The following is a 23,672-nucleotide window of genomic DNA, read 5'->3' as shown; positions in this document are numbered from 1 at the left end:
TGATGCTATCGCATCATCGCTCGTTCGGCCGACCCTCCCCGCAAGGGGGAGGGAGGCCACTGCCGCCGTCGTTCCGATTAGTTACGCGACTTCCATGTCCAAAATCTTCACGGCGTTCTCGAGATCGACCGAGACCAGCTGCGAGACGCCGCGCTCCGCCATCGTCACGCCGAACAGCCGGTGCATGCGCGCCATGGTGATCGGGTTGTGGGTGATGGTGATGAAGCGGGTTTCGGTGGTGGCGCACATTTCGTGCAGCAGGTTGCAGAACCGCTCCACATTGTGGTCGTCGAGCGGCGCGTCGACTTCGTCGAGCACGCAGATCGGCGAAGGGTTGGTCAGGAACACCGCAAAAATCAGCGCCAGCGCGGTCAGCGCCTGCTCGCCGCCGGACAACAGCGACAGCGTCTGCGGCTTCTTGCCGGGTGGCTTGGCGACGATCTCGAGGCCGGCCTCGAGCGGATCGTCGCTCTCGATCAGCTTCAACTCGGCTTCGCCGCCGCCGAACAATTCGACGAACATCCGCTTGAAGTGGCCGTTGACCACCTCGAACGAGGTCAACAAACGCTCGCGGGCTTCCTTGTTGAGGCTCTGGATGCCCTGGCGCAGCCGCTTGATGGCTTCCACCAGATCGTCGCGCTCGCCGGCAAGCCCGTTATGCGCGTCCTCGACTTCGCCCAGCTCTTCCTCGGCGCGAAGGTTGACGGCGCCGAGGCGCTCGCGGTCGCGGCGCATCTTCTCCAGGTCGGATTCGACTTCGTGCAAGGGCGGCAGGGCGGCGCCTTCCTTGATCTCGGCCATGGCGGCGACGCCTTCCGGCTCGACTTCCAGCATGTCGCGGATTTCGCGCTCGATGTCTTCGAGCCGGCGCTTGCCGCCTTCCATGCGCTCCTCGACGCGGGCGCAGGCTTCGCGCGCGGCCGACAAGGCTTCCAGCGAGGCTTTCGCCTCGCGGTCGGTTTCCTTCATCGCGTTCTCGGCGACCTGCAGCGCGTCGGCGGCGAGCTGGCGGGCTTGCTCGGCGCTCTCGACTTCCGAGATCAGCGCGCGGCGCTTCTGCAGGAACAAGGCCGGCGCGTCTTCCAGCTCGGCGCGCTCGGCGGTGACTTCGGCCATCCGCGAGGTCACGGTCTGGATCTGCGACGCCGCGCCCGACTTCCGGCTCTCCCACTGCGCGCGCTCACTGATGATCGCCTGCAAGCGCCGGTCGGCCAGTTCGGCATCGCGCGCCAGCGCCTGAGCTTCGGCGCGCACTTGCGCGGCGAGCCGGCGATGGCCCTCGATCTCGCTGCGCAAGGCGGCAAGCTGCGCTTCGGCATCAGACGAATCCGGCAAATATTCCAGCGCGGCATGCGCGCTTTCCAGCGACGCCTCGGCTTCCAGCCGGTCGTTGTCGAGGCGCGACTGCGCCTCGGTCAGCGCCGAGCGGCGGGCGGCGTGGCGATTGATCTCGCGCTCGGCATTGGCGTGGCGCTCGCGCGACTGGTCGATGTCGCGGCGGGCATTGCGCAGCGCGTCGCGGGCGGCTGCTTCGGCGGAAGACGCCGTCTTCAGCGCGGCCTCGGCCTGCTCCAGCATTTCGCGCTTGATCTGCGCATCGACGCGCGAGGCTTCCAGATCGGCCTCGATGTCGGTGAGGCGGGCGCGTTCGGCGAGGCGGCGGGCGGCGCCGGTCGGCGCATGCGCGCCGGCGACGAAGCCGTCCCAGCGCCATACGTCGCCTTCGCGCGACACCAGGCGCTGCCCGGTCTTGAGGTGCGCGACGAGCGCTGCGCCCTGTTCCTTTGAGACGATGCCGATCTGCTTCAGGCGGCGCGCCAGCTCGGGCGGCGCATTGACGTGGTCGGCCAGCGATTCGACGCCGTCCGGCAGGGTCGGATCTTCGGCATGCACGCCGGCATCGGTCCAGCGCATCGGCGCCGAGGGATCGACGGGGGCGTCGAGATCGTCACCGAGCACGGCGCCGAGCGCCTTTTCAAAACCCTTGGTGACGCTGACGCCGTCGATGATCGGCGGCCACAAATTCTTGGTCTCGCCGTTGAGAATCTTCGAGATAGTGCGGGCTTCGGTCTCGAGCCGCTGCACCTTTTTGTCGGCCTCGTTGAGCGGCGCACGCGACGCTTCAAGCGTTTGCCTGGCCGCAACATGGGCCTGCTCGGCGTCCGAAACCGTGGCTTCCGCCATCAGCAGGATTTCCTGCGCGGTCTCCATCAAGGCGGCGAGTTCGTCGATGTCGCCGAAGCCGGAGGTGGTCTGCGTCAGCCGCTCGATCTCGGCCTCGACATTGGCGATTTCCTGACCCAGGCGCGTCAGCCGGTCGGCGTGGGTCCGCACGTTGGACTGCAGCTGGTTGCGCTGCGCGGTCATCGACGCATGCGCGGTGGTGAGTTCGGAGAAGGTGCGCTCGGCCGCGGCGAGCACGGCTTCGGCCTCGGAGACGCGATCGTCGACGCCGCCGCGCTGGTCGAGTCGTCCTGCGATCTCTTCCTTCAGCATGACGTCTTCTTCGTCGAGCTTCATCAGCGCGATTTCGGCGTCTTCCGCCTGCTGCATCTCGCGCGCGGTGTCGCTTTCGAACTGCGCGAGGCGGCGGTCGAGTTCGCCGACGCGCTCCTTGGCGCGGATTTCCTCGCGGTCGAGCAGCTCGCGGGCATTGGTCAGGCGCTGCAGAGACGCGGCGGCGCGGGCCTCGGCCTCGCGCAGGCCGGGCAGGTCGTTGGCACGGATCGCCTGGATGCGCGCGGCCTCGCCCTGTTCGCGGGTGCGCTCGGCGAGCTCGCGGACGTTGAGGTCGTGGGTCTGCTGGGCCTCGGCGACGTCGGCATGGGCCTGGATCCAGCGCATGTGGAACAGCATGGCCTCGGCCTTGCGGACCTTCTGCGCCACTTCGCGGTAACGGATCGCCTGGCGGGCTTGCTTCTTCAGGCCCTCCATCTGGCCGGAGAGCTGGCCGATCACGTCCTCGACGCGGGTGAGGTTGGTTTCGGCGGCCTTGAGGCGCAGCTCGGCCTCGTGGCGGCGGGCGTGCAGGCCGGCGACGCCGGCGGCGTCTTCCAGCACGCGGCGGCGCGCTTCGGGCTTCGCCTGGATGATTTCGCCGATCTTGCCCTGGTGGACGAGGGCGGGCGAACGCGCGCCGGTGGCGGCGTCGGCAAACAGAATCTGCACATCGCGGGCGCGGACGTCGCGGCCGTTGATGCGGTAGCTGGATCCGGCGTCGCGCTCGATACGGCGGGAGATTTCGAGGATTTCGGCGTCATTGACCGCCGCGGGCGCGGTGCGGTCGGTATTGTCGATGGTCATCACCACTTCGGCGTGGTTGCGCGAGGCGCGGTTGCCACTGCCTGCAAAGATCACGGCGTCCATGTCGGCGGCGCGCAGCGACTTGTGCGAGGTCTCGCCCATCGCCCAGCGCAAAGCCTCGACGAGATTCGACTTGCCGCAGCCGTTCGGCCCGACCACGCCGGTGAGGCCGGGTTCGATCATGAGATCGGTGGGTTCGACGAAGGATTTGAACCCGTGCAGGCGCAGGCGCGTGAGTTTCATGGACACGTTACTCTATGGTCGCCGCCGGCCGGAAAGCCGGTGGAATCTGGGCGAAACGCGAATCGTGCAGCACGAACAATACCATAGAGGGATCGCCCACGCCCGCCGGGACTCGCCGCCCCGCTTCTCTCAAGCGCCGGACAATGGCGGCCAGGGGACGGGGGCGCAACGCGCGGCGGGGGGTTTTCCAGAGGTTTGGGAGGGGGGGCTACACCGCGCCGTAGTCAAAGACGGGCGAAAGTGTCCGCAATTCTGGGTACAGTTGCGTGAGAGGGTCCGTTATATGGCAAGTGTATTTTTGAAGTGGGCCGGTCAGAATGCCTTTTTGACATAAGAGGCCCATGCAAACCTGCAATATCGAAGCGCTTCTAGGGAACGTGTCGATCGTTAACGTTCGCAGTTCTCGCTCCAATTCACTCAGCGCATCTCCCATTTTTGGTTTTCTTTTTGAAGATTGAATAAGGGAAACTAGGTTCTCTGAAAATCGAGAAAGATCTTTAGGCGCCGCTTCCGCCGGAATGATTTCGTCATCGACGAGCCTATGGATCATTTCGATTATGAGTGCTTTTTGCTGGATCTCAGGCCATGGAGCTTCTGCTACGGATTCTGCGAGAACGTCAAAAGAATTAATTGCGAGGTCAAGCTGTTCAGCAGATGCTTTTAGCTGTGCAGCAAGACGAAATCGCTTCCAGTCGACCGTTTCAGACTTATAAGTTAAGGGATGGGTCGCTACGATCCAAGCGTGCTCAAACGCAGTACGAATCTGAATTTCAAAAACAATATCGTAAATCGATATTCCCCTTATATCGACGCCATCTGGTTTCTGCAGGCGCCCATATAGTCTAGTACTATCAAATCGAAAGACGTCCGGCGCTTTCTTGGCTGAAGTGCGATTTCTAATAGAGGAGATCACAAAGGAGTTAGCGCAATGCGCCACCGCCTCTTCCTCATGTTTTAGTGTTGGGACGACAACGGTGAAAGCTACTAGATCGTCAATTTCCTCGAACGATCGGTAGCGTCCTGTCTCAATTTTCTCTGCGGCGGATTCAATGGTTTTGATTCTGGATATGAAAGGTAGAAGTCTGCTGTCAGCATATGCCCGCAATGCTTGATTGACGCGCCCTTCTACATTTTTCAGTATGGGGGTTAGCTCAGCATATACCGAGATGAGAGCTTGGGGAATGTTCACTTTAAGATGCCTGAAGCAAGGCGACCTCACCGAGCAAAATCTCTTTCATGATATTTATTCTCGTTTGTCGCGGGCCGGCGTCGTTCGAAGCGGCTCGACTTGCGGCAAAATAGCTTGCCGCGCTCGGGATTTCCGCGCGCCGTTCTTCGTTGTCGACCGTTGCTAAAAACTGACGAAGACGCTCCCGAGCTTCATCAGGTGCAATGTCGTGCCCCGTTTCGGATAGGGCGTAAACGCCTCCCACCAACGAATAGAAATCGGCCTGATTTCTTAACCGGCTTCGTGTAATATCCAATGTTTGGTCGCTCCGAACGATTTGATCAATCTTCTGAATGGCCATTCTATACTTGTCTGTTACCTCTTCGGCTCGCTCCCATACGGGATCTCGAGAGCTGAAGGCTTTATCCAAATCGTCTTGTGAATACGATTTCGGCCCCTCCTCGATTTGGAGCAGGAGTTGCGCAAGAAACTCGTCATCCCTCATTTGCTTTCGCGAAGACGGCTGAATAAAAGGAAAGTTTTTGGGCAGCGTGCTAAATGTCCACTCCGACAGCTCTTCGACCTTAGTAATAAAGGCTCCTGAGAATTTTGCGTGACGTAATTCTTGTCGAGTTAACTTTGCAACGTTTCGATTGATGCGATCAAATATCGTGTTGATCAAAGTTTCATCTTCCGATGGGATAAACTCCACAGCAAATTGGTATCGCCAAAATCCTCGCTTTGTGTCGTCGTCAAGGTCCTTAAAATATTTGTCCTTGTGCTTCGCAATCGTTGCTTCTGACGAAACGGGGAATTCGTTGTTTGCAAATTCAAAAAGTGTAATGAGTCGTTGCTTGCCATCCACCACGCTGTACTTTGCAACCCCGTCGGGCGTGATGTTTTCGTAGAGAAATATCGCCGGGCATGGATAGTCATTCAATACAGTATCGATGAAGAACTCTTTGTAAGGAGCGTTCCAAATGCTCCTCCTTTGATATGGAGGATCAAGATCGAGCAATCCTCGCTTATATATGTCCCAAAGCCAGGATAGGGACTGGAAGGTTGCTTTTCGTTGCATGGGATCGCTGTCTTTCGATGTGGTAGAGATACTTCAACCACAGGTTATATCGGGCTTTAACTTTTACCAAGTCTGATCGAGTGTATCCTTGGTTTAACGTGCCGTAGCGCTTGGCGCAGGCCGCGTGCATTTCAGTCGCTACTGGTTACTGTCGGCCACGTTCGTGCGATGCCGCAATATAACACTGGGCCGGCGTGTAAGTAGCCGTGGAGCGACAAAAATTTCAAGACCGGTTTATTGACAATAATCCTTTCTTGACTATATTCTCCTTCGTCCTGTCCGCGAGGGGCGCTTCATGAGGCGTTCTGGAGTGGGGCGGGATGCGGCGCCTGCGGACGTGGCTCGCACCCACGGACCCGGGAGGCCGGGGGGCACCGTCCGGGCCCACTACGGGGCTCTGCCGCTCTTTGTCGGCTGGACGTGGACAGGGAAAGGCGGGGAAATCCCGCCGGAAGCTGTCCCGGAAGCACGGTCCTCCGGACAGAAACGCCGCGGTGGCGCGCCGAAAGGCGATGCGCGTGGTGTGGTGGCTCTCGCACAGCCGTCACGCTCCGCGACGAACGATCCCCGCGCCTTTCGGCGCGTCGCTCCCCTCATGCGTGAGGGGAGATCTCGCAAAGCTCGGGCGCATCGGCGTCGCGAGGATGCGGACGGCTGTTTGAAATTGAGAGATGATGAATGCGGGAGTGGTGAGGGTCAGGCGTGCACAGCGATGCGCGTGCGACACCCACCTCTGTCGTCGCCCGGCTTGACCGGGCGACCCAGTAAACGCTGCCGTTCGAAGATCTGTCGCAGACGCCTGCGTATACTGGATCCCCGCTTTCGCGGGGATGACAGCCTGAGTGAAGCGCCTGACCTCAGCTCTTCAAGAGCGGCGTGATCTTCTTCGAGAATTCCTCGAAGCTCTGCTCGCCCTTGAGCATTTCGCCGTTGATGAAGAAGGTCGGGGTCGAGTTGACCTTGAGCACTTCGTTGGCGAATTTCTGGTCGGCGGCGATCTTGTCGAGCAGCGCCTGGTCCTTCAGGCAGGCTTCCACCGCCTCCTGGCTGAGGCCGGCCTGCTTGCCGATCCGGGTCAGGCTGGCGGCGGTGTCCTTCAGCACCCAGTCGTCCTGGGTCTTGAACAGCAGGTCGTTGACCGCGAAATATTTGGCGGAATCGTCCTTGGCGATGCAGCGCGCCAGCATCGAGCCGGCGGCGGCCTTGATGTCGAGCGGGAATTCGCGGAACACGAAGCGGATCTTGCCGGTGTCGATGAAGGCTTCCTTGATCTTCGGGAACACTTCCTTGGTGAAGGTCGCGCAATGCGGGCAGGTCATCGAGGCGTATTCGGTGACGGTGACGGCGGCGTCCTTCGGGCCGAGCGCCATGTCGGGCAGCGACACCGGCTTGGCGACGTCGGCCGCCGAGGCGGTCTGCGCGAACGCCTGCTCGATCAGGAACAGCGGCGAGACGCCGGCCAAAGCGGCGAGGCCGGTGAGGGAAAGGGCTTGGGTGACGGCGCGGCGCGTGATGATCAAGGAAGGCTCCTGTTGGCGCGGCGCGCCCGGAAATGCTGTCTGTGGCTAACTTGAAACCCGAATTGTGGCAAGCGCAGGCCGCGGCCCGGCCTTTGCGAAAAGCTCACTTCCGCTTGATCGTGGCGCCGAGCCGCGCCAGCGCCTCGCGTAGCTCGTCGTCCTCGACGCGGCCCAGGCTTTTGGCGACTTCGGCGACGGCGGCAGCCTCGATCGGCTTTATGGTCTTGCGGACCTTGGGGCGTGAAAGCGGCGCCTGGCGCAGCGCGATCTTGCCGACCGCATTCCAGCCGAAGAACCGGTTGACCCGCTGCAAAATGGCGTCGGAGGAATGCTGGATCTCCAGCGCCATCGGCCCCTCGACGCGCAGGATCAGCGTCGCCGGCACCTGGTTCTGGCCCTCGACCGGCCGCGGCCACTGGATCTTCAGCGGCTCGGAGAATTTGGCGATGTCGGCGCCGGCGATCTCCGCCCAGCGCGTCACCAGCTCGCGCGACGCAAAGCCCTGCTTGGCAAAGGCGTCGGAAAACACCCCGCCGAGCAGCACGGAGAGCGGTTTGGCGGAAATGTAGCCGGGCTTTCTCATCGCGTATCCCTAGCACCTGCCGCCGGCAAAATCAGGCCGCATGCGGCCGGATCGTCTTCAGGTCGCCTTCGATCTCGCGGCGCCGCTGCATCAGGTCGAAATCCATCTGCAGGCCGAGGAAGAAGCCTTCCGAGAGGCCGAAATACCGCGCCAGCCGCAGGTCGGTATCCGCCGTGACCACGCGCTTGCCGAGCACGACCTCATTGATCCGCCTTGGTGCGACATGGACCGCGCGGGCCAGCGCGTTCTGGCTGAGCCCCATCGGCTTCAGAAACTCCTCCAGCAGGATCTCGCCGGGGTGCGGGTTCGGCAAGAGGCCGGCTTTAGCCGTGGTAGTCGACAATTTCGACATCGCGGGGTCCCCCGTCGTCCCAGACAAAACATATCCGCCACTGGTCGTTGATCCGGATCGAATACTGGCCAAGCCGATCGGCTTTCAGCGCTTCGAGCCGGTTACCCGGCGGCACGCGGAGATCGCCGCGCGCGCGCGCCTGATTGAGAAGACGCAGTTTTCGCAGGGCAACGGCCTGGATGTCCGACGGCAGCTTTCGGCTGCGGTGGCCAGACCAGATCACCTCCGTCTCGAAGCTGGCGAAACTCTGGATCATTATAACGCGCCGCGTTATGGCCGGCAACATCACGTTCGGCGCTGGCCTTGCCCCGATTCTGATTTTACAATGCTTCGTGCCCGCATCCCCAGCCACCAAAATCCGCAAGCTTGCCGTCGCCGACCGGCCGCGCCAATTGCTCGACTGGTACGACCGGCACCGGCGAAAACTGCCGTGGCGGCCGCTGCCGGGCGGGGCGATCGATCCGTACCGGGTCTGGCTGTCTGAAATCATGCTGCAGCAGACCGGGGTGCAGACGGTCGGTCCGTACTTCGAGAAATTCCTGGCGCGCTGGCCGACGGTCGCCGATCTCGGCGCGGCCTCGCAGGACGACGTGCTGCGGATGTGGGCGGGGCTCGGCTATTATTCGCGGGCGCGCAACCTGCATGCCTGCGCGGTGGCGGTGTTGCGCGACCATGGCGGCGCGTTTCCCGACACCGAGGAGGGCCTGCGCACGCTGCCGGGCATCGGGCCGTATACGGCCTCCGCCATCGCCGCGATCGCGTTCGGCCGCCAGACCATGCCGGTCGACGGCAATATCGAGCGCGTGGTGTCGCGGCTTTATGTAGTGGAAGAGCCGCTGCCGAAATCCAAGCCGCAAATCCAGGCACTCGCGACGACGCTGCTGGCGGCGACCCGCGCCGGCGACAGCGCGCAGGCCCTGATGGATCTGGGCTCCACCATTTGTACGCCGAAGCGGCCAGCCTGTGCGCTGTGCCCGATCAACGACGATTGCGCGGCGCGCTTGCGCGGCGACCAGGAGACGTTTCCGCGCAAGGCGCCGAAGAAGGCCGGCACGCTTCGCCGCGGTGCGGCCTTCGTGGTGACGCGCGGCGACGAACTGCTGGTGCGGACGCGGGCGGAAAAGGGCCTGCTCGGCGGCATGACCGAAGTGCCGTCATCGGAATGGCGCGCCGGCCACGACGATGCGGCGGCACTGCAGCAAGCGCCGTCCGTGAAGGGCGTCGCGACCTGGCACCGCAAGGTTGGCGTCGTCACCCACGTCTTCACGCATTTTCCGCTGGAGCTGGTGGTCTACACCGCGCGCGTTGCGGCACGCAGCCGCGCGCCGGCCGGCATGCGCTGGGTGCCGATCGCCACGCTGCATGGCGAAGCGCTGCCCAATCTGATGCGCAAGGTGATCGCGCACGGGCTCGGCTGAGCGCGTCAGGCGGCGCGAACGCGGTCGATGTCAGTATCCGGCAGCAGCACACAGCGATCGCGACCGGAGTTCTTGGCGACATACAGCCCCTGGTCGGCGCGTTCGATCATGTCCTGCACGTCACGGTCGGACGCGCCCATCATGGCGATCCCGATCGAAACCGTGACCTTGAGGCGGGTCGCCTTGTCATAGATGACCGTCATCCCGACGGCGTGGCGGATCCGCTCTGCCAGCAGCTGCGCGCCGGCCTCGTCGACCTCGCGCAGCAGCACCAGGAATTCCTCGCCGCCAAAGCGCGCCGCGCGGTCGGTGCTCCGGATCGCTCCGGAAATGATGTCCGCGATCTTCCTGATGACGACGTCGCCGGCGGCATGGCCATGGGTGTCGTTGATCGCCTTGAAGTGATCGATGTCGATCATCAGGGTCGCCATGCCGCGCCGGTAGCGCTTCGAGAAGTCCATGGCGTCATGGGCGGCTGCCAGAAACGCGCGGCGGTTCAGCAGGCCGGTCAGGAAATCGGTATCGGCCAGCATGCGCAGCCGGGTGATGTCGTCCTTGAACTGCATCGCATTCTCACTGGCGCGCGCTTTGGCCTCCTTGGTCCGCTCCTCGGCGAAGCCGATCCGGCGCAGCAGCGAGCGCAGCGCGCGGGTCAGCTGCACCACCTCCCGCGAACCGTTCAGCCGCGGCAGCATGGTGGGGCCGGAAGCGCGGCCGATGCGGTCGGCTTCGATCGTGAGGGCGCGGATCGGGTGGGAAATCCGTCTTGCAATCACGAACGCCATCAGCACGCCGACCAGTCCGGCAAGTGCGCCGATCGCCAGAATGGTCGTAGCCGTCTCGATCGCGGCGGCCAGCGCGACGCTGGCCGGCTGGCTGGCGGTTACGATCCAGTTCAGGCCCTGATAGTCGCGATGACCGCGGCTGACGAAGAACGCCCGCAACATTTTATCGTTGGCCGTTACATCGCTGAAGGTACCGGATTTTTCGGCGATCATGCGGGACAGCTCGCCGGCATATTTGCTGGTGCCCATGCCGGGGCCGAGCAGCACGGTGCCGGTCTTCGACAACACCGCCATTGTGGTATCGGTGCCGCCGTCATTGGCCTCGGCGCTTGCGATCACGCCGCGCGCCCAGTCCCAGTTCAGGTGGGCGCCGAACACGCCGATCAATTGACCGTCGGCATCGCGCACCGGCAGCGCGACATCGACGAAGCGATGCGGTTCGCCGTCGGCGCGTTGCGCCAGCAGCGACGATAGCAGAGCCGCCTCGTGAACGTCGCCGACCACGGATTCGTGCAACCCGGTGCGAAACCACGGCCGCTGCGCGACCGAGGCGCCTTCCAGCAGGCCGCCGGTCGAGGCGGCGACAATGCCATCGGGACGGGCAAAGCCGATCCAGGCAAAGTCGGTGAAGGAGGCTTGCAGCTGTTCCAGCGATCGGCGCAGCGCGGCCGGATCATCCTGCCAGAGCTTCTTCATCGGCTCCAGCTGCGAGAACAGTTTGATCTCCTGCTGGCGCACCGCCATGTAGCGGTCGAGCCGCTCCGCGGTCGTGGAGGCGACGCTGGTCAGCCGGCTGTTCACCAGCGTCGCGGTGGTGCGGTAGCTGACGAAAGCCGCACCAGCGGCCAGCGCACCGACGAGGATGATCGTCATGAGGCCGACGGCGGCGGCAATCTGGCTGCGTACGGACAGGCTGTCCCGGGTTGCGTTGAGTAAATCATTCAGGCGTCGCCGCGAAATGTGCATCAGAAGGCCCCGGTTGCCTCGTTTCTTTCACGCGGCCATTGCGAAACCCTTATACCTCTCTGTCCAATGCCCTCATGCTGAACAACAGATGAATCCCGACGCGCTTCTGCAGCGCCTGCCGCTGGCCCATCGGCGCCACGCACAACCTTAACGTCATCTTCAGGCTGGCGACGTAACACGGCGTCACAACCGTATTCGATTTCGGCAGGCCCCATGTCCCATAACGTCATGTCCCATACCGTCAAGCCGACCAACCGCGAGGTGTTCTTCCCGGCCTCCGAACTGATCGTATCGAAGACCGACCTCAAGGGGCGGGTGACCTACGCCAACCAGTTGTTCTGCAGGATCGCCGGCTACAGCGAGGCGGAAGTCATGGGCCGGCCGCACAGCATCATCCGGCATCCCGACATGCCGCGCAGCGTGTTCAAGCTGTTGTGGGACGCCATCGAGGACCGCCGAGAGATCTTCGCCTATGTGAAGAACATGGCGAGGACGGGCGATCATTACTGGGTGTTCGCCCATGTAACGCCGTCGTTCGGCGCCGACGGCCGGATCAATGGCTACCATTCCAATCGCCGCGCGCCGGCACCCGACATCATCCGTACCACCATCGCCCCGCTGTATACGCAGGTGCTCGCGATCGAGCAGCGTCATGTCAACGGCAAGGACGCGCTCGCCGCCGGATACAAGGCGCTCACGGATTTCGTTGCCAGTCAGAAGGTCAGCTATGACGAACTCATGTTTTCTATCAAGAGCGCAGCTTAGCACGGCGCTCGTCGTCCTCGCTCTCGTGGCGTCGCTGGCGTTGCAACTGGCGGGCATGGGCACATTGGCGATGGCGCTGCAGGCACTCGCGATCGCGGCGGCCGGGGTGACGCTGTGGTGGATGTCGCGCGCAGCCGCCCTGATCGTGCTGGCGCGCGATACCTGCCGCCGCATCGTGCAGGGCGATTTCGAAGCCCGGATTCTCGGCATTCCGACGCAGGGTGCTACGGGCGAACTGCTGCACGCGATCAACGACATGATCGATGGCTGCGATGCCTTCGTACGCGAGGCCACCGCGGCGATGACCGCCGTCAATCACAACAAGTATTATCGCCGGATTCTTCGTGCCGGCCTGCATGGCGGCCTGCTGCACGGCGCGGATGTCATCAACGCCGCGACCCACAGCATCGCCGCGCGGATCGGCCGGTTCGAGCACCAGACCTCCGAGCTCGAAGTCACCGTCAACGGCATCGTGTCGGCGCTCGATAGCGGCGCCAGCGAAATGAGCGGCAATGCCGGCAATTTGCGCGCCGGGGCGTCCTCGACGCTGCACAGCGTCACCTCGGTGGCGGCAGCGTCGGAACAGGCGGCGACCAACATGCAGTCGGTCGCATCGGCCACGGCGCGGCTGTCCTCCAGCGCCGGCGAAGTCGGCGCCGACGTCAGCCGCTCGGCGACGATAGCGCACCGCGCCGTCGATCGGGTGGCCGATGCGGCGGGGCATGTCGATGTGCTGCGCGAGGTCGCCGTGCGGATCAGCGAGGTCGCCAAATCGATCAACGGGATCGCCAGCCAGACCAATCTGCTGGCCTTGAACGCCACGATTGAAGCGGCGCGCGCCGGCGAGGCCGGCCGCGGGTTTGCCGTGGTGGCCCATGAAGTGAAGGCGCTGGCGACGCAGACCGCCACTTTCACCGCCGAAATAGAGGCCCAGATCGGCCAGGTTCAATCGGCGACCGACAAGGTCAGCGATTCCATCGCCGAGATCGGCACCGTGATCGCCGAGGTCAACGAGATCACCAGCAAGGTCGCCGGCGCCGCCGAAGCGCAGTCGGCGGCGACGGCGGAGATCGCCCGCAACATCGACGAGGCCTTCGCCGTGGTGCGCGAAATATCCGTCAACGTACAGTCACTGGCGGAAACCGCGCGCACCACCGAGCAACTGGCAACTTCGACGATGCAGGCGTCGGGCGATGTTTCTTCGCAATCCGGCCTGCTGACGCAGGAGATCCGCAGCTATCTCGGCGAAGCCCGGCAGAACCTGGTGGATCAGGCCGGCACCAAGGCGGCGTAGGACGAAAAGAACGTAGGGTGGGCAAAGCCGGCGTCCGCGCGCAGCGCGGGCGGCGGCGTGCCCACTAATCGGCCGGCGACAAATGGAAGACCGTCGATAGAAAAAAGGGTGGGCACGGCGCAAGCCCGCCTTTGCCTACCCTGCATCTGAACGATCCGATTCGACCTCAGCCGAACTGGCTCTAGCCCAATCCCATCTCGCTGCGGATCTTGGCGCGCAGTTCGTCGATCAGCGTCAGGCCTGTCTTGGTTTCGACGTGCCAGAACGTCCAGCCGTTGCAGGCGGCCGAGCCTTGCGCCATCGCGCCCATGCGGTGGATCGAGCCGACCTTGTCGCCGAACAGGATGGCGCCGTCGGCGCGCACCAATGCGCCGTGGCGCTTCTTGGCGTCGACCAGTCTGGTGCCCGGCGCGATCATGCCGCGCTCCAGCAGTTCGGAGAAGGCGACGCGGGGCGCCGAGCGCGCCGTCATGAACGGCGCCAGGGTGGCTTCCGGCAAGGGCTCGATCGCGGCGATGCGCGCTTCGGCCGCGGCGGCATAGTCGCGGTCGCGCTCGAAGCCGATATAGTTGCGGCCCAGGCGCTTGGCGACGGCGCCGGTAGTGCCGGTGCCGTTGAACGGATCGATGACGAGATCGCCGGGCTTCGATGACGACAGCAGCACGCGCGCCAGCAGGCCCTCCGGCTTCTGCGTCGGATGCACCTTCTTGCCGTCGGCGCCCTTCAGGCGCTCGTCGCCGGTGCATAGCGGGATCAGCCAGTCGGAGCGCGCCTGAACGTCCTCATTGGCAGCCTTCAGCGCTTCGTAGTTGAAGGTGTAGCCCTTGGCATTCTCGTCGCGCGCGGCCCAGATCATGGTCTCGTGCGCGTTGGTGAAACGGCGGCCGCGGAAATTCGGCATCGGGTTCGACTTGCGCCACACGATGTCGTTCAGCACCCAGAAGCCCAGATCCTGCATGATCGAGCCGACGCGGAAGATGTTGTGATACGAGCCGATCACCCACAACGTCGCCGACGGTTTCATGATGCGGCGCGCTGCCAAGAGCCAGGCGCGCGTGAAATCGTCATAGGCGGCGAACGACGAGAACTTGTCCCAGTCGTCATTGACGGCATCGACATGCGATTCGTCGGGGCGCTTCAGGTCGCCCTTGAGCTGCAGGTTGTACGGCGGATCTGCGAACACCAGATCGACCGAATGGGCCGGCAGCTTGGACATTTCGGCGACGCAATCCCCGATGACAATGCGGGAAGAGGGGCCGGATTCAAATTTGATGCGGGGCGCCCTTGCAGACGCCCCGCGAAGCGAAACAACCATGACTCAATTACTCTGACTCAGGCGACGCTGTCGGCGACGCGGGACTAACAAACCGACTACCCACACCATGACGCCGCAAAGTAAAAATCGACTTAATTGCAATCCTGTTTGCGGCCGTTCATGCTAGGCATTATTTGCCGGGCAGTTTAGTGCTAGGGCGATGGAAATTTTCCGCGATTGACGCGTTAGGGTCGGCCCCGATCCGCGGATGAAATGAAGGACCATACTTATGCGTTACGATGACTTTCGTCGCAGCGACAATATCGACGACCGTCGTGACGACAGCGGTGGTGGCGGTGGCGGTGGCGGCGGTTTCGGGATGGGCGGCGGCGGGCTCGGCATCGGCACGGTGATCGTGCTGGGCTTGGTCGGCTGGGCGTTCGGCATCGACCCGCGCATCCTGATCGGGGGCGCCGAGGTCCTCACCGGCGGCGGGCAGGCGCCGACCTACCAGACCGACCGGCGCTCCGCGCCGTCGAAGGGCGCTGCGCCGACCGATGAAATGGGCAGCATGATTTCCGGCGTGCTCGGCGAAATCGACGATCGCTGGGACGAGATCTTCAAGGAGAGCGGCCAGAAATATGTCGGTCCGCGCATTGTGCTGTTCAAGAACGCCACCAATGGCGGGCGCTGCGGTCAGGCCCAGGCGGCGATGGGTCCGTTCTACTGCCCGCCCGACAAGCAGATCTATCTCGACACCGGCTTCTTCCGCCAGGTCGAAACGCGCTTCCGTGGCTGCTCCGGCAATGCGTGCAAGTTTACCGCCGCCTACATCATCGCGCATGAGGCCGGCCACCACATCCAGAACCTGCTCGGCATCCTGCCCCGCGTGCAGCGCCTGCAGGAGCAGGCCGGCAGCAAGGCGGCGGCGAACCTTTTGCAGGTCAAGGTCGAATTGCAGGCCGACTGTCTCTCGGGCGTCTGGGTCAACCGCGAAGAGAAGAAGCGCCCCGGCTTCCTCGAGAAGGGCGACATCGACGCCGCGCTGACCACGGCGGCGGCGATCGGCGACGACACGCTGCAGCGCCAGGCGCAGGGCCGCGTGGTGCCGGATTCCTTCACCCACGGCTCCGCCGAGCAGCGCAAGCGCTGGTTCATGACGGGCTACCAGCAGGGCACCGTGACGTCGTGCAACACGTTCGCTGCCGAGCGGCTGTAAGGCGTGCATTCCGTTCCCCGGACGCGACGCAGCACGAAGTGCTGCTTCGCAGAGCCGGGGCCATTGCGGGCGCCGGCGTCTGATACGGTCCCGGCTCTGCGAAGCGGCATAGGAATGCCGCATCGCGTCCGGGACAAGTGAGAGAGCATCATGTCATCCACCGACGACGCCAAAACCTTCATCCCGCTCAACATCGCGGTGCTGACGATCTCCGACACCCGCGTGCTGGCCGATGACAAGTCCGGCACGACGCTGGCCGATCGCCTCACGTCGGCCGGCCATCATCTCGCCGCCCGCGACATCGTCACCGACGACGTCGAAGCCATCCGCGTCATGATCCGGAAATGGATCGCCGATCCCGGCATCGATGTGATCATCAGCACCGGCGGCACCGGTTTCACCGGCCGCGACGTCACGCCGGAAGCCGTCGAGCCCTTGTTCGAAAAACGCATGGACGGCTTCTCGATCGCCTTTCACATGCTGAGCCACGCCAAGATCGGTACCTCGACGATCCAGAGCCGCGCCACGGCGGGCACCGCTGGCACGACCTTCATCTTCTGCCTGCCGGGCTCGCCCGGCGCCTGCCGCGACGGCTGGGACGGCATTCTCGCCGCGCAACTGGATTATCGCACGCGGCCCTGCAATTTCGTCGAGATCATGCCACGGCTCGACGAGCATTTGCGGCGCGGCAAGGCGAAGGGCCCGTCTGTATCATCTCAGTCGCCGTCATCCTGAGGCGTTCGCCGGAGGCGAGCCTCGAAGGATGCGGCGACAAGCGCGGGTGTGGGGGTCGGCGCAAGCCTGGTGCGGCGGGCGTGCCCGGCATATTGGCGTCGGGGATACTTGGCTTGGCCGGCGCTCAGGCTCAGGCCACGATGATCCGGCTGCGCAGCAGCGTGCGCGAGGAGCGGCCGAGCCGGCGCAGCAGGCGCGCTTCGGCGCGGCGGGCGTCGGCATAGCCGCCGAGCCGGTCATAATGCTCCCGGGCGATCAGCAGGCCCTGGTCGGCAGACGGCCCCTTCAGGATCCGCGCCAGATATTTCAGCCCGTCGACCACGCCGCTTTCATCATAGGGCGAGCGTGCATAGCGAAAAATGCCGGCGCGCGGCCGGCCACTCATCGAAACCCGCTGGATGAACTGGCTGGTCTCTTCGGTCCAGCCGGCATCGAGCACCGCGCCGGCATGCAGAAACATCAGCCATGGCGAACGCGCCTGTTTGGCGCCGGCGGCCATCGCCGCCGCGCGGCTGCCCTGGAACGGCAGGAAGCCGCAGCCGGCGACATCGGCGACGTGTTCAATCACCCCGGTTCCGGCGCGATCGACCAGCAGCACTTCCTTGATCACTCCCGCAGCAGCGCCCGGCACCAACGCGGCCAGGGTGGCCACGGCGGGTTGTTCATTACCATCGGTGGGAATGATGACGCTCAGCATTGACGGGTAAAATTACCTTATGATGTGAAACCGTCGCACGGTTACCATCTTGTCGCAATCAAATCAGCGAACTGCTCGTCAATTTTTGCCGCTGCGGCAAGCTGGCTTAGTGGCTGGCGGGATGTTGGCTTGCCGGGTCCGTCCGGTGATGGCCATGGCCCTTGCCGTGCTTGTTCGATCGCCAGCCCTCGATCTCGGCGAGTTCGGCGTCGGGACGGCTGACGATGATCTCGCGCTTGCCGAGATAGATCCGGCCGCTGTCGCCATCGATGGCGATCCAGTCGCCCGCCGACACCGCCGAGCTGCCGAGCATGGCGCGGTCCGTGTCGCTATCGATCACCAGGCCGGCGCAGCCGACGATGCAGGGCCGCCCCATCTGCCGCGCCACCAGGGCGGCGTGCGCCGTGCGGGCACCCACCGCGGTGACGATACCGGCCGCCACCGCAAAGCCGGCGACATCTGCGGTCGAGGTCTCGGGCCGCAGCAGGATCACCGGCTCGCCCGATTCAGCCAGCCGTTGCGCGCTGGCGGAGTCGAACGCCGCGCGGCCGACCGCAATGCCGCCGGAGGCGCCGATCCCGGTGATCGCCGGATGGCCGGTATCGGCGAGCCGCGTCAGATCCAGCGCGGCAATGTCGATGCCGTCGATCCGTTGCAGCGCTTCCTTTGGTGCGATCAGCCCTTCTTGGACGAGGTCGATGGCGATACGTAGCGCGGCGCGTGGCGTCCGCTTGGCGGTGCGGGTTTGCAGGATCCAGAGCTTGCCATCCTCGATGGTGAATTCGATGTCCTGGACGTCGCCGAATTCCCGCTCGAGCTGCTTCAGGATGCCGGCAAGCTCCGTGGCGACCGCCGGCAGAACACGGGCGATGGTCTGCTCGGTATCCGGGGTGCGGCGGCCGGACACCACGTCCTCGCCCTGCGCGTCGAGTACCAGATCGATCATCGGTTTCGGCAGGCCTGTGGAAGGATCGCGCGAGAATGCCACGCCGGCGCCGGAACTGAGCCCGCCATTGCCGAACACCATGGCCTGCACGGTGACCGCGGTGCCCCGGAGATCGTCGAGCTGCTGCAGCCTGCGATAGGTCTGCGCGCGTTCGCTGATCCATGAGCGATAGACCGCGCGCGCCGCGCTGTCGAGCTGGACTGCGGCATCCTCCAGCCAGCCATCATCGTCGTCGTCAATCAAAGCGCGTTGCGCGCCGGCCAGTCGCTCCAGCGCCTCGCTGTCGAGGTCGCGATCGCTTGACGCCTGCTCGGCGGCGATCAGCTCGTTCAGCCGCGCGGCCAGCGACGCGGGATCGATGCCGAGCACGGTTTCCGCATAGCTCTCGATGAAGCGCCGGCGGCAGTCCCATGCCAGCCTTGGGCGCCCGGTCGCGCGGATCAGGCCGTGGACGGCGGAAAGCGTACAGCCGACGTCGAGCACGGTCTCCAGCATGCCGGGCATCGAACGCGCCGCGCCCGATCGCACCGACACCAGCAGCGGGTCGCGGCGATCGCCGAACCGCTTGCCGGTCGCGGCCTCCAGAAAGGCAATGCCGTCCTTCAGCCCGTGGCGCAGGTCCCGCTCGGCATGCGCATCGCCGGCGAGAACGGCGGCGCACAGCTTGACCGGCAGCACGAAGGCCGGCGGCACCGGCAGGCCGAGTGCCGCCATGCGCGCGAGGTTCGCAGCCTTGTTGCCGATGCTGTCGGCGGAATGATGTTTGGCGGAGCCGTCGCCAATTCGCACGATATGCATTGTCAGCCCCTCGGTTACGCCAGCAGGTCGGAAATGATGTAGCGGCGCAGCAGGTGACCGAATCCTGCGAGCCGGTCGGTCGCGCGCTCGATCGCCCGCGCCAGTTCCAGCACCGCCAGCGAGGTCGCCACGTCGAAGCCGCCGGTCAATACCTGCGCCGTAATCTCGCGTTCGCGCAGGTCGGCGCTGTGCTCGGCGTCGATCAGGCGGAGCACGCAGGCCAGTGCGTCCTCGGAATCGACGCGCTGGACGTCGGGCACTTCGGCGGCGGCGGCGACGCCTGAGGCGGTTGCCTGCAGGGCCGAGACGGACGAGCCGCACAGCCCCGCCAGCGCTTCCAGCAGCGCCGGGGCAACCGCTTCAGGCAGCAGCGAGGCGATGAACGCCGCTTGTTCCAGTTCGTCGATGGCCTGCTCGACGCGGTCCATCATCTGCTCGATGACCGGACGGGCGTTGAGGCGCGTCACCTCCTTGCGGGCTTCGATGGCGATGCGGTCGGCCTTCTGCTCGATCCGGCTGGCGCGCGCGGCGAGGGCCTTGCCGTCGCTGCTGCGCCCGGCCTGCAGCGCGGCGATATGAGACGCGAGGCCGGCGGCGATATCGTTCGCCAGACCGGCCTGGCGCAGGATGATGGCAAGCAGGGTGCTATCGACCCGCTCCAGATGCCGGACCAGTTCGGCTTCGATCTGGTCGCGTACCAGGCGTACCGAGCGGCCCTCGCGCAGTGCTTCGGTGGAAACCCGCATCGCGGTCTTGAGGAATTCCACCGCGGCGTCGCGGCCCAGGGCCTGGTCGAGCCGTTCGCCGAAACCGATCCTTGTTGGGGCCGCGTTGCGTACCGCGGCGCCGATCAGTTCGTCACCGCCAAGTTCGAGGAACGCCCGGTGGCCGATCCGATGGCGCGCCGCCCAACCGAGCAGGTTGGCGGCGTCGCCCTTGGCGACCCAGCTCCGCAACAATTTTCGCGCCTTGTTCCAGTCGATCAGGAACACCAGAGCAGCGCCGATCGCGGCCAGGAAGGCATCGCGCTCATCGGCGCTGTCGGCCTGATAGTCGCCGGTCACCAGATAGAACGTGCCGTCGTCGCCGAGTCCGCTGGCGGCGTGCCGATCCAGCCCGCTCCACGCCGCCGGGAATTTCTCGAACTGCGCCACGAAGAACCTGGCGCGGGCGCGATGCACGTCGGTATAGGTGACGGTGACGGTGTTCGCCTTCACGGCGATTACGACGACATGGGCATCGGTGGTGCCGATATCGTTCTGGATCAGCAGCCGCCCGCCGGAACGCGTCGCCATGGTGTCGAGGCCAGGGTGATCGAACTTCAGCATTTTCGTCTCGCCGAGCCCACGCATGAAGCTCTGCACCGGCGCATGGTCTTCAGGCTGCAGACCGAAGACATGGGCGCCATCGACGATTTCCTCGGCGCAACGGGCGGCAAGACGGTTAAGCGCCTTGTGCAGGTCCATCACCAGCCGATGCAGGCTGTCGGCGCCGTTTTCGGCCATGCCGGTCAGTCGCGCGATCCGCACCACCTCGATCTCGGTCGCCGCGTCCAGCACGCCGGCCGCCAGCATCGCCGCCAGCCGGGCGTCGAAGGCCTCGCCCTCCTGCGGGGCGCCGGCCCGGACGGCGCGGATCATCGCCGCGATGTCGTCGGCGATGTCCTTCATCAGCTTGGCAAGATTTGGCGCGGCGATGCGACCGTCGGCTGCCATATGGGCGCCGCCGATCAGCGTCGCGATCGCCGCCGGCGGAATCGAAGCGGCGCGGCATTCGGCCTGCAGATCCGAAACGGCCTGATCCGGCTGTCGCGCATGCTGCGCGGCGCCCTGCAACGCGCTCATCCGCACCTTGATGCGGTCATTGGCGCCGAGACCTTCCGCGACCAGAGAGGGCAGCAGCATGCCGGTCTGGCCAAGTTGTTCGATGATCTGGGATTTCATTTGCCACCACCAGTTCGATCCGACCTGTGCATGTATGGCGCGCCTTCGCGACAGTTTGATTGCGCTGGATCATTCATCGAAACGTCACAGAACAGCTGCCCGACCGGCACGGATTGCCGCCGGCTGTTTCGAACAGGGATGTTTATTTGTTCTTGATATGTTCCGGTTGTTTGTTATGTTGTCGGCATGACTCGCACCCATGCTGCCGCCCGCAAGCACCCGCCGGTTCTGCCGCCCCCCGAACCGGGCGGGGCCTCGCCGTTTCCCGAGATTGCGGTGGCGATCGAGAAGCAGCGGCGGCGCGGTCGCGGGGCGCAATCCAATGATAGCGGTCGCTTCGAGGCCGAAGCCCGCGTCGCCTTCGACGACGGCTGGCAGAGCCTCGATGAACTGCCGGCCTTCAAGACGACGGTGGCGGTCGATACCGCGCGAAAGGTGATCACCCGCAACGAGTCGCCGGATATCGGCTTCGACCGCTCGATCAATCCCTATCGCGGCTGCGAGCACGGCTGCGTCTATTGCTTCGCGCGGCCGAGCCACGCCTTTCTCGGCCTGTCGCCCGGACTGGATTTCGAATCGAAGTTATTCGTCAAGCCGGACGCGCCGGGGCTGCTGGAGAAGGAGCTGGCGGCGCCGGACTACGAGCCGAGGATGATCGCGATCGGCACCAACACCGATCCCTACCAGCCGATCGAACGCGAGCGGAAGGTGATGCGCGGCATTCTCGAAGTGCTCGAGCGCGCCAACCATCCGGTCGGCATTGTCACCAAGGGGGCTTTGGTGACCCGCGATATCGACATTCTGGCGCGTATGGCGAAGCGCAACCTCGCCAAGGTGGCGATCTCGGTGACGTCGCTCGATCCGAAGCTGTCACGCACGATGGAGCCGCGGGCGTCGTCGCCGGAAAAGCGGCTGGAGGCGCTGCGGCAATTGTCGGAGGCGGGCATTCCGACCACGGTGATGGTGGCGCCGGTGATTCCCGCGCTGAACGACGCCGAGATCGAGCGCATTCTCGATGCCGCGGCGCATGCCGGGGTGAAGGAGGCGAGTTACGTCCTGCTGCGGCTGCCGCTGGAGGTCCGCGACCTGTTTCGCGAATGGCTGATGGCGAACTATCCGGATCGGTATCGCCACGTCTTCACGCTGATCCGCGACATGCGCGGCGGCCGCGACTATGATTCGCAATGGGGCACGCGGATGAAGGGTACCGGGCCGATGGCCTGGATGATCGGCCGGCGCTTCGAGATCGCCTGTACCAAGCTCGGCCTTAACAAGCGCCGCTCCAAGCTGACCACGGATCACTTCGTGCGGCTGAGCAAGGCGGGCCAGCAATTGAGTTTGTTTTAGAAGGCTAAGTTTCGCTGCCAGAAGTTTCGCTGCCAGAAGTTTCGCTGCCAGGACTTTCGCTGCCAGGACTTGGCCCCTCGCTTCCATGCGGAACGAGGGTGCCTGAGCAGCGCCATCGGGTGGAGGGGAGTTCGTGAGTTCGCGGCTCCCCTCGCCTGAAAGGCAATGCATCGATTGATGCCGACCTCTTGACGGAGCGTCGGTCGGTAGCCCGGATGAAGTCGGCGCGCGGGAAGCGCGCGACGACGTAATCCGGGAATGGCTGTTGTGGATAGGCCGGCCCCGGATTGTCATCCGGGCTACGCATTACCCCAGATCGCTGCGCGGATTGTAGGTGTTTCCGTCGCGCCATTTTTCCATCAGCGCTTCCAGTTCGGCGTCGTTGCCGTCGGGCAGCATGATGCGGGTGATGAAATACAGGTCGCCACTTGTGCCACCGACCTTCGGCAGGCCCTTGCCCTTGAGGCGGAAAATGCGGCCGCTCGACGTGTTCTTCGGAATCGACAGCTCGACCGCCCCCGACAGCGTCGGGGCCCGCACCTTGGCGCCGAGCACCGCCTCGTACAGCGTGATCGGCAGTTCGACGCGCAGATCGCTGCCGTCGATCTTGAAGAAGGCATGCGGTGCAATGCTGACCGTGATCATCAGGTCGCCGGGCCGATGGCCGGGGGCGGTTTCGCCCTGGCCCTTCAGCCGGATCTGCTGGCCGGCGGAAACGCCGGCCGGAATCTTGACGTTCAATTCCTTGCCGGTCGGCAGCCGGACGCGCTTCTCGGCGCCCTTCACGGACTCCTCCAGCGACACCGTCATGGCGACAGCGACGTCGAGATCCACCGGCATCATGCGCTCATCGAAGCCGGCGCCTTGCGGCCCGCCGCGGCCGCGCCCGGAGCCGGCAAACATGCTGTTGAGAATATCCTCGAAACCGCCGCCGCCAAAGCCCTGCTGCGCGCCGGGACCGCCGCGGAAGGCATGTTCGAATCCGGGCTGCGCCGAAGCGCGCCCGCCGCCCGGGAAGCCCTGGAATTTCGGCTTGCCCTCGGCGTCGATCTCGCCGCGGTCGAACTGCTTGCGCTTGTCTTCGTCACCGATGATCTCGTTGGCCGAGTTGACTTCGGAGAAGCGTTCGGCGGCCGTCGGATCCTTCTGGTTATTGTCTGGATGATGTTTCTTGGCGAGCTTGCGGTAGGCGCTCTTGATCGCCGCAGCGCTGGCGCCCCGCTGCACCCCCAAGACCTCATAGGGGTCGCGCATCCG

The 23,672-nt window shown here is 64.5% G+C and carries 19 protein-coding genes; 6 read left to right on the top strand and 13 right to left on the bottom strand.

Annotated elements, in window-relative coordinates:
* Positions 1-81: 81 nt before the first annotated feature.
* The 7 genes from smc to FNL56_RS24545 form a co-directional block, all read right to left on the bottom strand.
* Positions 82-3,546 (bottom strand): chromosome segregation protein SMC, encoded by a 3,465-nt coding sequence (smc, locus tag FNL56_RS24575; protein ID WP_143582424.1) that lies wholly within the window; start codon positions 3,544-3,546, stop codon positions 82-84.
* Between the two features lie 208 nt (positions 3,547-3,754).
* Entirely contained in the window at positions 3,755-4,735 is a 981-nt protein-coding gene (locus FNL56_RS24570; RefSeq protein WP_168203020.1) for a hypothetical protein, read from the bottom strand.
* A gap of 1 nt (position 4,736) precedes the next feature.
* Positions 4,737-5,732, bottom strand: coding sequence for a DUF262 domain-containing protein (locus FNL56_RS24565; RefSeq protein ID WP_210245433.1), 996 nt, complete (start codon positions 5,730-5,732; stop codon positions 4,737-4,739).
* Between the two features lie 917 nt (positions 5,733-6,649).
* Positions 6,650-7,312, bottom strand: a complete 663-nt coding sequence (locus FNL56_RS24560; protein WP_143575450.1) for a DsbA family protein — start codon at positions 7,310-7,312, stop codon at positions 6,650-6,652.
* A gap of 103 nt (positions 7,313-7,415) precedes the next feature.
* Positions 7,416-7,895 (bottom strand): DUF721 domain-containing protein, encoded by a 480-nt coding sequence (locus tag FNL56_RS24555; protein ID WP_143575449.1) that lies wholly within the window; start codon positions 7,893-7,895, stop codon positions 7,416-7,418.
* A gap of 31 nt (positions 7,896-7,926) precedes the next feature.
* A complete protein-coding gene (locus FNL56_RS24550) occupies positions 7,927-8,247 on the bottom strand; it encodes a HigA family addiction module antitoxin (RefSeq protein WP_143575448.1) in 321 nt (106 codons plus the stop codon).
* On the bottom strand, positions 8,219-8,503 hold the full coding sequence (locus tag FNL56_RS24545) for a type II toxin-antitoxin system RelE/ParE family toxin (RefSeq protein ID WP_143578355.1): 285 nt from the start codon (positions 8,501-8,503) through the stop codon (positions 8,219-8,221). Before FNL56_RS24545 ends, FNL56_RS24550 begins: the two co-directional genes overlap by 29 nt.
* Before the next feature lie 76 nt (positions 8,504-8,579).
* Here FNL56_RS24545 and mutY point away from each other — a divergent pair, with 76 nt between their 5' ends.
* The gene (gene mutY / locus FNL56_RS24540) at positions 8,580-9,665 is read left to right on the top strand and encodes an A/G-specific adenine glycosylase (protein WP_246660784.1); all 1,086 of its coding nucleotides are present in this window, start codon (positions 8,580-8,582) and stop codon (positions 9,663-9,665) included.
* A gap of 5 nt (positions 9,666-9,670) precedes the next feature.
* Here mutY and FNL56_RS24535 read toward each other — a convergent pair whose 3' ends face one another.
* The gene (locus tag FNL56_RS24535) at positions 9,671-11,416 is read right to left on the bottom strand and encodes a sensor domain-containing diguanylate cyclase (protein WP_143575445.1); all 1,746 of its coding nucleotides are present in this window, start codon (positions 11,414-11,416) and stop codon (positions 9,671-9,673) included.
* Positions 11,417-11,644: 228 nt separating this feature from the next.
* On the opposite strand from FNL56_RS24535, the gene FNL56_RS24530 reads away from it, so the two are divergent.
* Together FNL56_RS24530 and FNL56_RS24525 are read left to right on the top strand one after the other, a co-directional pair.
* Complete coding sequence (locus FNL56_RS24530) at positions 11,645-12,181, top strand: PAS domain-containing protein (protein ID WP_143576358.1); 537 nt, start codon at positions 11,645-11,647, stop codon at positions 12,179-12,181.
* Positions 12,144-13,475, top strand: coding sequence for a methyl-accepting chemotaxis protein (locus FNL56_RS24525; protein WP_143579213.1), 1,332 nt, complete (start codon positions 12,144-12,146; stop codon positions 13,473-13,475). Before FNL56_RS24530 ends, FNL56_RS24525 begins: the two co-directional genes overlap by 38 nt.
* A gap of 181 nt (positions 13,476-13,656) precedes the next feature.
* On the opposite strand, the gene FNL56_RS24520 is transcribed toward FNL56_RS24525, so the two are convergent.
* Positions 13,657-14,790 (bottom strand): site-specific DNA-methyltransferase, encoded by a 1,134-nt coding sequence (locus FNL56_RS24520; protein WP_143575443.1) that lies wholly within the window; start codon positions 14,788-14,790, stop codon positions 13,657-13,659.
* 229 nt (positions 14,791-15,019) lie between these two features.
* Here FNL56_RS24520 and ypfJ point away from each other — a divergent pair, with 229 nt between their 5' ends.
* Positions 15,020-15,949 (top strand): KPN_02809 family neutral zinc metallopeptidase, encoded by a 930-nt coding sequence (ypfJ, locus tag FNL56_RS24515; RefSeq protein WP_143575442.1) that lies wholly within the window; start codon positions 15,020-15,022, stop codon positions 15,947-15,949.
* Positions 15,950-16,099: 150 nt separating this feature from the next.
* The gene (gene moaB, locus FNL56_RS24510) at positions 16,100-16,684 is read left to right on the top strand and encodes a molybdenum cofactor biosynthesis protein B (RefSeq protein WP_143575441.1); all 585 of its coding nucleotides are present in this window, start codon (positions 16,100-16,102) and stop codon (positions 16,682-16,684) included.
* A 130-nt stretch (positions 16,685-16,814) separates the two neighbouring features.
* Here the strand turns inward: moaB and FNL56_RS24505 are convergent, their stop codons facing one another.
* The 3 genes from FNL56_RS24505 to FNL56_RS24495 form a co-directional block, all read right to left on the bottom strand.
* Positions 16,815-17,381: a glycosyl transferase gene (locus FNL56_RS24505; RefSeq protein WP_143575440.1), complete on the bottom strand. Its 567-nt coding sequence runs from the start codon at positions 17,379-17,381 to the stop codon at positions 16,815-16,817.
* A gap of 106 nt (positions 17,382-17,487) precedes the next feature.
* Positions 17,488-19,125 carry a PEP/pyruvate-binding domain-containing protein gene (locus FNL56_RS24500; protein WP_143575439.1) on the bottom strand — a complete coding sequence of 546 codons (1,638 nt, stop codon included), beginning with the start codon at positions 19,123-19,125 and terminating at the stop codon, positions 17,488-17,490.
* Between the two features lie 14 nt (positions 19,126-19,139).
* The gene (locus FNL56_RS24495; protein WP_143582423.1) at positions 19,140-21,068 is read right to left on the bottom strand and encodes a hypothetical protein; all 1,929 of its coding nucleotides are present in this window, start codon (positions 21,066-21,068) and stop codon (positions 19,140-19,142) included.
* A 186-nt stretch (positions 21,069-21,254) separates the two neighbouring features.
* Between FNL56_RS24495 and FNL56_RS24490 the strand changes: the two genes are divergently transcribed.
* Positions 21,255-22,415, top strand: a complete 1,161-nt coding sequence (locus FNL56_RS24490) for a PA0069 family radical SAM protein (protein ID WP_143575437.1) — start codon at positions 21,255-21,257, stop codon at positions 22,413-22,415.
* A gap of 306 nt (positions 22,416-22,721) precedes the next feature.
* Here the strand turns inward: FNL56_RS24490 and FNL56_RS24485 are convergent, their stop codons facing one another.
* Positions 22,722-23,669 carry a DnaJ C-terminal domain-containing protein gene (locus FNL56_RS24485; RefSeq protein ID WP_143575436.1) on the bottom strand — a complete coding sequence of 316 codons (948 nt, stop codon included), beginning with the start codon at positions 23,667-23,669 and terminating at the stop codon, positions 22,722-22,724.
* Positions 23,670-23,672: the final 3 nt, after the last annotated feature.

Source organism: Tardiphaga sp. vice304 (genome assembly GCF_007018905.1).
Classification (GTDB): domain Bacteria; phylum Pseudomonadota; class Alphaproteobacteria; order Rhizobiales; family Xanthobacteraceae; genus Tardiphaga.
The sequence above is the reverse complement of the archived record's forward strand: the minus strand, read 5'-3'. Positions and strand labels throughout refer to the sequence as shown.